This is a genomic window from Halpernia frigidisoli (genome assembly GCF_900113805.1).
GTDB lineage: Bacteria > Bacteroidota > Bacteroidia > Flavobacteriales > Weeksellaceae > Halpernia > Halpernia frigidisoli.
Window position 1 is genome coordinate 63,466 of record NZ_FOQT01000004.1, and the last position, 12,387, is coordinate 75,852.

Below are 12,387 nucleotides of genomic sequence, written 5' to 3' on the forward strand. Positions count from 1 at the left end.
AGGCGTACTATTTTAAAACTGCCTTTAAGAATCAAATTTAACAAAAATATTCTATAAAAAATTTTGTTTTAACATAATGAATCTCATATCTTTAGTAAAGTAAATTTTCTCTGAAGCAGGAAAAAATATTAAATTTTGAAGTGTTATTTTATATTAAGTCTAAAATGAAAAAAATTTATCTTTTAATTTTCATATTAATATTTAGTTCTTACTTCTCTCAAAATGGGCCGGTAAGAAAAGTGGCTACGATTGCCTTCCTGAATGTCGAAAATATGTGGGATACGATAAAATCTGCAGATTATATTGACGGAACAAAAGATTTCAGCAATCCAGCTTTTCACCGCAGCATTTCTTTCGATTCTATAAAATTTTTGCAACGTGAAGATTACAGTGGACCTTGGAACGATTTTGCTTTAAAGGGTAAAAAAGTCATTAGATATCAAACGACACCCGAGGAATTTACGCCCGAAAGTCCTAAAAATTATGGCAAAAAAATTTATGAGGCAAAACTTCATAATATTGCAGAAGTGATCTCACAAATCGGCGCGCAATACACAAAAACTGCGCCTGTGATTGTTGGATTAATTGAAGTTGAAAACCGCCAGGTCGTTAGCGATATCGCCAATTATCCGACTTTGGCAAAGTACGGTTACGGCATTGTTCATTTTAATTCATATGATGCGAGAGGAATCGATGTTGCTTTGCTTTATCAGAAAAAAAGATTTACACCGACCAATAGTTTAAAAAAAGAAATAAAAATTTTTTATGATGATGGAAGTCAGCAATATACACGCGATATTTTAATTTTATCCGGAATTTTAGATGGTGAAAAAGTTACTTTCTTTATGAACCACTGGCCTTCAAGATTAGGTGGTGAGGCGGCTTCTCTGCCAAAAAGAAATATTGCGGGTGATATTTTAAAAAAAGAAATGGACAGCGTGAGAAAGTTGGATATTTCCGTAAAATTATTTGCGATGGGTGATTTCAACGATGATCCTGTGAGCCCGAGTATTAAAAATCATTTGGGTGCGGTGGGAAATGTCAAAGATTTAAGTGAAGAAAAACCTTATATCGATTTGATGTATCCACTTTATAAAAACGGAGTTGCATCACTGGCGTATCGCGATTCTCCAAATTTGTTTGATCAAATCATAGTATCAAAAAATTTAATGAACGAAAAAGTTGGTAAAGGCTATTCCGTCTTTAAAGCTGAAATTTTTGCACCCTCATTTTTAATAAATAAAAGTGGTAATTTTAAAGGCTATCCTTTTCGTTCGTGGAATGGAGATCAATTCACCGGCGGCTATTCCGATCATTTTCCGGCATTTGTTATTTTGCAAAAAGAATATGATAAAAATTAAATAATTAGAACCAATGAATTTTTAAATTCAAATCACAGATAAAAAATAAAATTAAGATGAAAAAAGTACTTTTTCTTTTACTAATGTTTGGCTTTACGCTAAGTTGTGTGCCAAAAACGAAATTACCTGCCGATGGGCAAACTGCCATGAAACCGGAAAAAAATGAAGAAGGCGAGTGGGATCTGCAAGTTATTGATACGCAATATGACTATTTTCTGACCGCCATAGCAAAACCAATGAACTTTTACACCGAATCTTATTTAAAAAACCGAAACTCATTTTTAGTTCCTGAGTGGAATTCTTTATATTATTCTGGGAGGTATAGAAACATCATAGAATCTTCTATCGATTATGATCCAAATGAAAAGTACGGCTTAAAATTCGAGTACAAACTTTACCAGGTTTTTGCTTATGTTCAATGGAACTACCGCCTGAAATTAAATGGTTTGAGCCAAACCGATGTTCGGTAGACATTAGAATAAAAACACAAAAAAGGTTCAGAGTATTCTGAACCTTTTACTTTTGTATTACTTTGAAGATTATTTGTTAAAATTTTCCTCTACTTGATCCCAATTGATCAGATCGAAAAAATTTATAACATAATCTGGTCTTTTATTTTGGTAGTTTAAGTAATAAGCGTGTTCCCAAACGTCAAGTCCTAAAAGCGGAGTTCCGTGGCATTCTGCAACCGGCATCAAAGGATTATCTTGATTTGGAGTAGAGCAAATGGCTACAGAACCATCATCTTTTTTGCATAACCAGGCCCAGCCTGAGCCAAATCTTGTTTTTGCAGCTTCAGTAAAATCTGTTTTAAATTTATCGTAACCGCCCATTGTTTCAATAGCTGCTTTTACGTTTCCAACTGGTTCTTTGCTTCCACCTGGAGTTAGAATTTTCCAAAAAAGACTGTGGTTAAAATGTCCACCGCCGTTATTTCTTACGGCTGTTTTATCTGATCCTGTTTTGCAAACTTCTTCAATAGTCTTTCCTTCCATATCATTTCCTTCAATTGCTTTGTTTAAATTATCAATGTACGCTTGATGGTGTTTCGTGTGGTGAATTTCCATTGTTTTTGCGTCGATATGTGGTTCTAAAGCGTCGTACGCAAATCCTAATTCCGGTAATGTAAATGACATAATATTTATTGTTTTAAATGTTCTTCTCAAATTTAAGCAAAAATTATGCAGAAGCATAGAAGTTAAATGGACTTTATAAAATCTTTAACATTGATAATTAAAATGGAAATTATACGATTCACTTAATTCAGATGATTGATGATCACATTTTAAATTAATTAAATAAAAAAGAATATCTCTAAATAAAAATAAGTTTTCATCAAAATTGAATCATCTAAGTGGATTTTTATATCTTTCTTTGCAAAAAAAAATGAAAAAAATTTTACTGCTTATTACGGCTTCTTTTATATTAATGAATTGTGGTAGTGGCGACAATCGGGATGAAATTACAAGTCCAATTAGTAAAAAGCTGTTGCTAAGTAAAATAACAACTGTTTATTATGATTCTCCGGGTATTCCACAAACTACAGTTGATATAATTTCATATGACGATAAAGGCGAGATTCTAAAATCCGTTAGCGATGACGGAAATTCTTCTGTTTTTGAATATATTAACGGAAAACCTTCAAGAGCACTTTATTATAATCCCAATAATACTTTAGAATACACCTCTAATTATAAATATAATGGAGATATTCTTGTCGGAGTAAAGTCTTTCTACTCAGATCCTACTTCAAATAGAGACGTGAGTTACACATATAATGGTGCTGGCAAATTGATCTCTGCAAAATTATGCCAATCAACAAATTGCAACAATCCCTACACCACAACTTTACAGTACAATGGGGAAAATGTTTCTGTAGAAATATTAGAATCTGGATCGTCTTTCGGATTATCTACCAAGAGAGAATTCACTTACGATGATAAATTTAGTCCATACACGAATTTTAATCCTTACATCAGAACATCTATTGAAAGTGCTTTTTCTATAAGTAAGAATAATTACCTTACCGAAAAAATCAGTGTTAAAAATAGCAGTGGTGTTTACGTTGCAAATCAATCCAACACTTATTCAGTCGTTTATAATGCTGAAAATTTCCCTACTGAAGTCATCGGAAAGGATAAAAATGGAAATACCGAAATCCAGTATAAATATGAGTACATTTTAAAATAAGGTTTACTACTTTATAAAAAAGCCAATCAAATTATTTTGATTGGCTTTTTGTTGTCTTAAATATTAAAATCTATCGGTTCATAGACATTAAAAATTCTTCGTTATTTAATGTATTTTTCATTTGCTTGTGTACAAAATCCATTGCTTCCAAAGGATTCATATCAGACAAATATTTCCGTAAGATCCACATTCTTTGCATTGTCGCTTCATCTAAAAGCAGATCATCACGTCGTGTACTTGAAGAAACCAGATCAACTGCCGGATAAATTCTTTTATTCGAAATTTTTCTGTCTAATTGAAGTTCCATATTTCCAGTTCCTTTAAATTCTTCGAAAATTACTTCGTCCATTTTAGAACCTGTGTCAATTAAAGCTGTTGCAATTATTGTTAAAGAACCACCGTTTTCAATTTTTCTTGCCGCACCAAAAAAACGTTTTGGTTTATGAAGTGCATTTGCATCTACACCACCTGAAAGTATTTTTCCGGACGCCGGAGTTACTGTGTTATAAGCTCTTGCCAAACGTGTAATTGAATCTAACAAAATCACAACATCATGACCGCATTCTACCATTCTTTGCGCTTTTGCAAGAACTAAATTTGCCACTTTTACGTGCTTTTCAGCCGATTCATCAAATGTAGAAGCAATCACTTCCGCATTCACGCTGCGTTCCATATCCGTAACTTCTTCCGGTCTTTCATCAATTAAAAGAACCATCATATACGCTTCCGGATGATTTGAAGAAATGGCGTTTGCAATATCTTTCAGCAACATTGTTTTCCCGGTTTTCGGCTGAGCAACGATCATAGCACGCTGTCCTTTTCCGATAGGTGCAAAAAGATCAACAATTCTGGTAGAAAGTGTTGAACCTTTTCCTGCTAAATTAAATTTCTCTTGAGGGAAAAGTGGCGTCAAATATTCAAAAGCAACGCGGTCTTTAATAAAATCTAAATCTCTGCCGTTAACTTCTGTTGGTTTTAAAAGTGAAAAATATTTTTCGCCTTCTTTTGGTAATCTTACGATTCCACGAACAGTATCGCCGGTTTTTAAACCATAATTTCTAATCTGATTTGTTGAAACATAAACATCATCTGCCGAAGAAATATAACTAAAATCCGAAGATCTTAAAAAGCCATAATTGTCTGGTAAAATCTCTAAAACACCTTCTATGGTTACAATGCCGTCAAAATTAAATTCCTTTTTCTTTTCCTGCTCTTCGTTTTGATCGGCGTTTTTTGAATTAGGATTGTTTTTGTTTTGATTAGGATTTGGCTTCCGGTTTTGATTCGGATTTGTATTATTTTGGTTCGGATTAGAATTCCCCTGATTCGTATTGCTCTGATTCGGGTTATTCTGATTCTGATTTGGTTGATTAGAATTTCCCTGAGTAGAATTATTCTGGTTTGGGTTATTCTGATTAGCCTTTTGGTTCGGATTATTTATATTGGAATTATGATCCGCGTTCTGCTTATTTTTATTTTGCTGATTCGGATGCTGAGGTTTTTGCTGAACTTTTTGTACCGCTTTTGGAGTTGGAGAAATTGCTTCTTCAGAAGTATTTTCTTCTACTTTCCCCTCAGATTTTTCTTCTACAGCCTCATTTTCAACAGGTTTCTTCTCAACTCTTTTTCGCGTTTTAGAAGGTTCTGGAGATTTTTGTGCAGAAGTGTTTTCTGCTTTTGGCTCAGAATTATTTTCAACTGCTTGTTCAGAAGTGTTTTCAGCTGTTTCTTCAGTTGGCGCTGCCAAAGGCAATTCCGGCGTTTCTGCCACCACCTTCTTTACCGGTCGTTTCTTTGGCGCAGGTTTTTTAACAGGTTTTACTTCTTCAGAAGTCGTTGGTGAAGTGCTTTCTACAGGCTTTTCAGTCGTATTATAGTAATCTTTAGCCACTTTAGTGTTAGAGGCTTGAAAGTCTAAAATTCCAAAAATTTTGTCGTTTTCGCTGCTGTTCTTTGGATTTTTTAGACCTAAATCATTGGAGATTTTGGCTAATTCTTCTTCAGATTTAGACCGTAAGGTTTCGAGGTTAAACATAAAATATGTTAGATATGTAAATTATAAGTGTGTGCAAATAAGAGTTTTAAGCCAGGTGACTTATGTCTTTAATTGTGAATTGTATTGCAAATCTACACTATTTTTTGAATTGTGCAAAAAAAATTCTACTTTTGTGAAACCAAATTACGGAAATAAACCTTTATGATACAGCGCATTCAAAGTATATGGATATTTATTGCCGTTTTAGGCGCCGTGTTTTTATACATTACTTCTACTGATCTGGATGTAGAATTAAAAGCACCAATAATGATTATTTCCTGCGGTGTATTGGTTATTTTGGGAGGTTTAAGTTTATTTGGGTTTAAAAATAGAAAAAGACAGATTTTGCTGAATAACATCGGCATTTTTATAAACGCTTTGTTGCTAGGTTTGTTGTCTTACTGGTTGCTAAAATTATCCGGAGGAATTAATTTTCCTGAGAAGGGTATTGAGCCTCTTTTTCCGGTGATATCTATTATCTGTCTGCAGTTTGCAAACATTTATATCCGGAGAGATGAAAGGATCGTAAAATCTGTAGACCGTTTGCGATAAACTCACAATGATTTTTTTTTGAGTTAAGCAGTTTCTTCGGAAGCTGCTTTTTTTTGACAAAATTCTAATTTTTTGGGCAATCCCCCATTTTTTTTTCAATTTTCAGAGCGCACAAAAAAATGGCGGCCGGGCTATCCATTCCAATCTTTTTTTAAATTGGTAAGCTGAAAAGAAAAAAAAGGATTTCCATTTCTATCCCTATTGCAGCGTTCACCAAAAATAAACCTTATCTTAAAATAAGAAAATCTGCAACATCTTCAGCACCTGCGAGAAAGTTTTTGAATTCATTTTAAATAAAAAAATGTATTTTTATTTAAAATTATCTCCAATGAAAATCATCTTAACATCCTTCTTACTACTAATATCAATATCTGCGTTTTCTCAAAAAATTCCCTTAGAAAACATAAAAGAAATATTGTCAACATTAGCCTCAGATAAAATGAAAGGTCGCGAAATCGGAACCCCGGAAAATGATTCCGCCGCAGTTTACATCGCAAAAAATTTTAAAGAAAATAGTTTAGATTTCTGCTTTGGTGATTCTTATTTAATACCTTTTCAATATAAAGGGAAAACCGTGTATAATGTTTGCGGTCTCAAAAAAGGGAAATCTGAAAAATCTTTAGGCTTTTCCGCACATTTTGATCATCTTGGTTACACCAATAAATCCGGAGATAATATTTACAATGGCGCAGATGACGATGCAAGTGGCGTAACAGCAGTTATCGGAATGGCAGAATATTTTAGAGACAAAAAGCCAGATTTTTCAATGCTTTTTATGGCTTTTAATGGCGAAGAAAAAGGAATGAAAGGTTCAACTGCTATTTCTTCCGACGCAGATCTGGAACCGGTTTATAAAAATCTTACAGCGCTTTTTAATTTTGAAATGATTGCTACAGAATCCCAATTCGGTCCAAATGCTTTATTTATGACCGGCGACGAATTTTCTGACCTTGAAGATCTTTTTAACACAAAGGCAGCAAACAGTTTGAAAATTTATCCAGATCCTTACAAAGGCGAGCAATTATTTTACCGTTCTGACAATGTAAATTTTGTGAAGAAAAAAATTATTGCGCACTCATTTTCGACCGTTGATATGACAAAAGCAGCGCATTATCATCAGTTAACGGACGATGTTACCGTTGTAGATTTTAAAAATCTCACCAACATTATCAATAATTTCGGGGAAACTTTAGAAAAACTAAATCCTGAAAATTTCTCCCCAAAATACAATGATAAAGTAGAATTTTAATATTTTTTAACGCAAAATAATTTTCTGTAATTTTGCGCAGAAATTTATCCCAAAAATGAAGCCTTTTCAACGAATATTATATTTCGCAAAACCCCATAAAAAATACCTTTTTTTAAGTATTTTCTTTAATATTATGTACTCAATCTTGAGTATTTTTTCTATCATTACGATGCTTCCTATTCTTCGCATTGTTTTTAAACTGGATAAAGGCATCGACACTTCAAAAGTCCCGGTTTATGTGGGAAATGTGGGTAATTATTTTGGGTATTTAAAAGATCTTGCTTATTATAAAATTCAGCTGAATATTGATCATTATGGTGGCGTAAAGGTTTTGGCAACACTTTGCATCATCACTGCTTTTTCATTTTTTCTTCGAAACTTATTTCGTTATTTGGGTGCTTATTTTTTGGTTAATTACAGAGTTGGAATTACCAAAGATCTGCGAACTTCGATGTACGATAAATTCTTAAAACTTCCCGTTTCATTTTTTACGGAACAAAGAAAAGGCGACATGATGAGTCGTATTTCCAATGATATTGGCGCTGTAGAAGGGGGAATAATGGGTGCTTTGGTAGATTTAATTAATGCGCCATTTATGATCATCGGGACGTTATTTACATTATTTGCCTTAGATTCTAACCTCACACTTTTTTCTTTAATTATTTTCCCGATCATGGGTTTATTAATTTCATGGGTCGGGAAAAGTCTTAAAAAACAAGCCACTTCTGCGCAGCAGGAATTAGGCAATATGTTTTCTTTGGTAGATGAAACTTTAAAATCATCCAAAGTCATCAAAATTTTTAACGCGGATATTATTTTAAATAATCGTTTTAATGCAACCACAAATCTTTGGCAAAAATTTGCCATAGGAATGAGCCGCAGAAGGGAACTGGCGTCGCCAATGAGCGAATTTCTTGGTTCAGTCACTATTCTTTTAATAACCTGGTTTGCAGGTTTAAATATTATCAACGGGACAAATGACGATCCTGTTACTTTTTTAGCATTTATTGCCTTATTTTTTCAAATCCTGGATCCGGCAAAAAAGCTCGCGAACTCTATTTCATCTATTCAAGGTGGAATGGCAAGTTTAGATCGTGTTTCTGAAGTTCTGGATTATGATCTGAAAGTTGAAGAAATAGCAAATCCTGTTTCCATTTCAGATTTAAATAAAACGATTGAATTTAAAAATATTGGTTTTTATTACGATGTTGACAATGTTATTTTAAAGAACTTTTCTTTAACCTTGCCAAAAGGAAAAACCGTCGCTTTGGTCGGACAGTCGGGAAGCGGAAAAACCACGATCGCCAATTTATTAGCGCGTTTTTATGATGTTTCTGAAGGTGAAATTTTAATTGACGGTATAAACATTAAGAATTTAAATTTAAAAGAATACCGCCATCTTTTAGGAATGGTTACTCAGGAATCTGTTTTATTTAATGATTCGGTTTTCAATAATATTTTAATGGGAAAACCTTCAGCGCCTGAAGCAGAAGTTATCTCAGCGGCAAAAATTGCCAATGCAGATCAGTTTATCACTCAGCTTCCGGATTCTTACAACACCAATATCGGTGATGATGGAAATAAATTATCCGGTGGACAGAAACAAAGACTTTCCATCGCTCGCGCCGTTCTAAAAAACCCACCGATCATGATTTTGGACGAAGCAACTTCTGCTTTAGACACAGAATCTGAAAAATTTGTACAAGATGCATTAGATAAAATGATGGAAAACAGAACCTCATTAATTATTGCGCACAGACTTTCTACCATTCAAAAAGCCGACTGGATCGTCGTTATGGAACGCGGCGAAATTGTAGAGCAGGGAACACATCAGGAATTGATGGATAAAAAAGCAACTTACTACAAATTGGTAGAGTTGCAGAATTTTAAATAAAAAAAATTCATATAAAAATAAAGCCGGCATCTGGAAAAGATGCCGGCTTTTAAATAAAAAAAAAGACAGACTATTTATTGTCCATCATTTTACCGTCTTTGTCCATTGCTGTTCCAGCAGAATTCATCATCATACCATCACTCATCATCATTTTAGAACCATCTTTCATCATAACGTTTCCGTCTTTCATTACTTTAGTTCCGTTTGACATGGTCATATCCTGATCCATCATCATCATCTTGTCGTCTTTCATGGTCATCATTTTGCCATCTTTCATCATCACGTCGCCATTTTTCATAGATGTGCTGTTGTCCATCATAGCGCCACCAGCAGGAGCCATAGCAGAAGTAGAATCTGCCATTGGAGCTGTCGCCATTGTGGTGTCATTCATCATTGCAGCACTGTCAGAGTTTGCCATTGTGTCGGTCGTTTCTGTTTTTTTACTGCAAGATGCTAATAAAACACCTGCGGTCATAAGTAACATTACTTTTTTCATAATATTTATTTTTTGATTATCATGCTAATGTAATAAAAATAGATATACAAAATAATTTAAAAAAAAACAGATTATATTTTACACACAATGTGCGATTTACTGACGTCTTTCGGGGTTTTGCTTTAAAAAAGCGTCCCATCCTGTGTAAGATTTTTCCGCAGAAATGCTCCCTGAATTAAAATGATGGCAGACTGCAACAGCCAAACCATCGGACGCATCAAGCGATTTTAAAGGCAATTCTTTTAAATTAAATAGATTTTTCAGCATTCCCGCAACTTGTTCTTTACTCGCATTTCCATTTCCGGTTATTGCCATTTTGACTTTTTTTGGCGAATATTCACAAATTGGAACGTCGCGGTGCAAACTTGCCGCCATTGCGACACCTTGCGCTCTTCCCAACTTCAACATCGATTGCACATTTTTCCCAAAAAATGGTGCCTCCAAAGCCACTTCGTCCGGATGAAATTCATCAATTAAGGCCAAAGTTTTATCAAAAATAACTTTCAGTTTCGTCTCGTGATTTGGATATTTTTTTAAAATAAGTTCGTGAATGGAAATGAGTTCCATTTTATTATTCTTAATGGAAATTAAACCAAAACCCATTATCGCCGTTCCAGGATCAATTCCTAAAATTATTTTTTCGCTTTGCATTAAGGCAAATTTAGAGTTTTTATTTAAAATTAATGTTTAATATTTTTTGCTTTTTGTCATAATGAACGCAGCAAAGAGAAGAATCTTGTTTTTTGAGATTCTTCCTGCGTCAGAATGACAAAAAGATAAAAATAATTTTTATACATAAGAAAATTATGTATAACTTTGTTATGTATTAAAACAAAAATTGTGGCTAAAAAAAACGCATTATATAAAGGAACACTTCAAAATATTATTTTGAAATTGCTTTCAACCGAAGTAAAAATGTACGGTTATCAACTCACGCAACGTGCAAAAGAATTGACGAAAGGCGAACTGGAAATGACTGAAGGCGCACTTTATCCGTTGTTACACAAATTAGAAAACGAAGGTTTAATTTTTGCGGAACTGCAAAATGTAAACGGACGAGATCGAAAATATTATTTCCTGACCAACAAAGGAAAACGCCAACAAGCGGAACATGAAGTAGAAATGAAAAGTTATTTGTTTAATCTCAATGCCATTTTCAACGTATGATCACTTCCGAAGAAAACATAGAAATTGGCGAATTTTTAAAGGAAAAAAATTTACCATTAGATTTAAGAGTTGAGATTTTAGATCACATTCGTGAGCAATTAAGCCACAAAATGGAAGTTGAATCCAAAGATTTTTATTTGGCTTTTTCTGAAATTAAAGAATCTTGGAAGGAAGATTTGGTGATGAAAAAAACTTTTTTTATTAGAGAATCCAGAACAAATATTCATCGTAAAACAAACCGAAAAGCAGATTTAGAAATATTAAAAAAATCGGGATTATATTTTGCAATCTATTTTTTATTGAGTTCTTCATTTCTTTATTTTAATAAAACACTTGCGCACAACTTTATTTTGGGAATATATTCTTTAATGACTTTCATGTACTTATGGTTACTTCTATTTAATTATAAAATGCTGAAAATTACAGCAAAATCTAAAAGAAGAAAGATAAGTTATTTGCAACAAGGAACTGCAGTCTTTACAATGGTGGGAATTTTTATTCCAGTTTATGTTTTATTTGATTTCGAAAATAAATTTGATCGATATTATTTATCAATTTTTAATTTGATAAATCATGGTGAAATCACAGTCATATTGTTTGCTACATTATTTACATTAAATATTTATGCTTATGGCTGGTTGTATGGTTTCATAAATTTTTTGGAATACAAAAAATCTTTAAAAATCTTGGAACAAAAAATAAATTTTAAGTTATGATTTCTAAAATTGAAGAAAACAAAATCCGAGATTATTTATTAGATAAAAAACTTCCAATTGATATTTTATTGGAAGTAAATGATCACTTTATTATTCAAATAAAAACTTTAGAATTTGAGAAAGATTTATCATTTGACGACGCATTTAAAAATGTAAAAGAAAATTGGCGAAAAGATTTGACTTTATCCTGGGCGGGAGGAATGGATATAAACGATTCTAATCTTTTAATGCGAAGGATTTCTAAAAATATTGTAAAAGATAATATTTATTTTGCTTTAAAAGTGACTTTATTTGGAATGCTTTTCACGATTTTAATGAGTAAGTTTTTGCCACAGAATTTATTTCAATATTTAATTTGTATTCTTGTTTCCGCGATATTTATCTACCCATTAATTATTTTTATAATTAATTTTAAAAAGTTTAATTTGACAAGAAAATATGATAATTACACTTTAAGTCTTCACCAGCATAACACGGCTTTGGTTTTAAGTTTGGCAGTTCTTCCCGTGAATTTAATTCAACAAGTTTTAAATCACCCTGAAAATTTTAATTCGTTTGGTAATTTTAAAGGGTTTAATCTAGATTTCTGGAATCATGCTTTTCCTTATTTACTTTTAATAGTTATTTTTTCATTAGCTTCATTAACAATCATTTCACAAATTAAATTTTTAAAACAATTAGAAATCGTAAAACCTTTTTTAAAATATCTAAAACCAAGTTGAAAATT

Annotated in this window: 13 protein-coding genes; 9 read left to right on the plus strand and 4 right to left on the minus strand. The window is 32.7% G+C overall.

Annotated features, from left to right (window positions below; translation table 11 throughout):
- Positions 1-164 precede the first annotated feature (164 nt).
- Positions 165-1,361, plus strand: a complete 1,197-nt coding sequence (locus BM238_RS10595) for an endonuclease/exonuclease/phosphatase family protein (protein ID WP_090080630.1) — start codon at positions 165-167, stop codon at positions 1,359-1,361.
- A 56-nt stretch (positions 1,362-1,417) separates the two neighbouring features.
- The gene (locus BM238_RS10600) at positions 1,418-1,831 is read left to right on the plus strand and encodes a DUF6146 family protein (RefSeq protein ID WP_221404933.1); all 414 of its coding nucleotides are present in this window, start codon (positions 1,418-1,420) and stop codon (positions 1,829-1,831) included.
- Positions 1,832-1,900: 69 nt separating this feature from the next.
- Here the strand turns inward: BM238_RS10600 and BM238_RS10605 are convergent, their stop codons facing one another.
- Positions 1,901-2,497, minus strand: a complete 597-nt coding sequence (locus tag BM238_RS10605; RefSeq protein ID WP_090080632.1) for a superoxide dismutase — start codon at positions 2,495-2,497, stop codon at positions 1,901-1,903.
- 250 nt (positions 2,498-2,747) lie between these two features.
- On the opposite strand from BM238_RS10605, the gene BM238_RS10610 reads away from it, so the two are divergent.
- Complete coding sequence (locus BM238_RS10610) at positions 2,748-3,551, plus strand: hypothetical protein (protein WP_090080634.1); 804 nt, start codon at positions 2,748-2,750, stop codon at positions 3,549-3,551.
- Between the two features lie 70 nt (positions 3,552-3,621).
- Here BM238_RS10610 and rho read toward each other — a convergent pair whose 3' ends face one another.
- Positions 3,622-5,586, minus strand: a complete 1,965-nt coding sequence (gene rho, locus BM238_RS10615) for a transcription termination factor Rho (RefSeq protein WP_090080635.1) — start codon at positions 5,584-5,586, stop codon at positions 3,622-3,624.
- A gap of 162 nt (positions 5,587-5,748) precedes the next feature.
- On the opposite strand from rho, the gene BM238_RS10620 reads away from it, so the two are divergent.
- The 3 genes from BM238_RS10620 (at position 5,749) to BM238_RS10630 (ending at position 9,281) form a co-directional block, all read left to right on the plus strand.
- Positions 5,749-6,138: a DUF4293 family protein gene (locus BM238_RS10620; RefSeq protein WP_090080636.1), complete on the plus strand. Its 390-nt coding sequence runs from the start codon at positions 5,749-5,751 to the stop codon at positions 6,136-6,138.
- A gap of 328 nt (positions 6,139-6,466) precedes the next feature.
- Complete coding sequence (locus BM238_RS10625) at positions 6,467-7,387, plus strand: M28 family peptidase (protein WP_090081554.1); 921 nt, start codon at positions 6,467-6,469, stop codon at positions 7,385-7,387.
- A 55-nt stretch (positions 7,388-7,442) separates the two neighbouring features.
- The gene (locus BM238_RS10630) at positions 7,443-9,281 is read left to right on the plus strand and encodes an ABC transporter ATP-binding protein (protein WP_090080638.1); all 1,839 of its coding nucleotides are present in this window, start codon (positions 7,443-7,445) and stop codon (positions 9,279-9,281) included.
- Between the two features lie 70 nt (positions 9,282-9,351).
- On the opposite strand, the gene BM238_RS14425 is transcribed toward BM238_RS10630, so the two are convergent.
- A complete protein-coding gene (locus BM238_RS14425) occupies positions 9,352-9,777 on the minus strand; it encodes a DUF6799 domain-containing protein (protein ID WP_090080640.1) in 426 nt (141 codons plus the stop codon).
- A 96-nt stretch (positions 9,778-9,873) separates the two neighbouring features.
- Entirely contained in the window at positions 9,874-10,428 is a 555-nt protein-coding gene (gene ruvC / locus BM238_RS10640) for a crossover junction endodeoxyribonuclease RuvC (RefSeq protein WP_090080642.1), read from the minus strand.
- Positions 10,429-10,617: 189 nt separating this feature from the next.
- On the opposite strand from ruvC, the gene BM238_RS10645 reads away from it, so the two are divergent.
- Genes BM238_RS10645 through BM238_RS10655 form a run of 3 tightly spaced genes read left to right on the plus strand, consistent with a single transcriptional unit; the run spans position 10,618 to position 12,382 of the window.
- Positions 10,618-10,944: a PadR family transcriptional regulator gene (locus BM238_RS10645; RefSeq protein ID WP_090081556.1), complete on the plus strand. Its 327-nt coding sequence runs from the start codon at positions 10,618-10,620 to the stop codon at positions 10,942-10,944.
- Positions 10,941-11,660, plus strand: coding sequence for a hypothetical protein (locus tag BM238_RS10650; protein WP_090080644.1), 720 nt, complete (start codon positions 10,941-10,943; stop codon positions 11,658-11,660). The genes BM238_RS10645 and BM238_RS10650 overlap by 4 nt, the downstream gene beginning before the upstream one ends.
- Positions 11,657-12,382 (plus strand): hypothetical protein, encoded by a 726-nt coding sequence (locus tag BM238_RS10655; protein WP_090080646.1) that lies wholly within the window; start codon positions 11,657-11,659, stop codon positions 12,380-12,382. Before BM238_RS10650 ends, BM238_RS10655 begins: the two co-directional genes overlap by 4 nt.
- Positions 12,383-12,387: the final 5 nt, after the last annotated feature.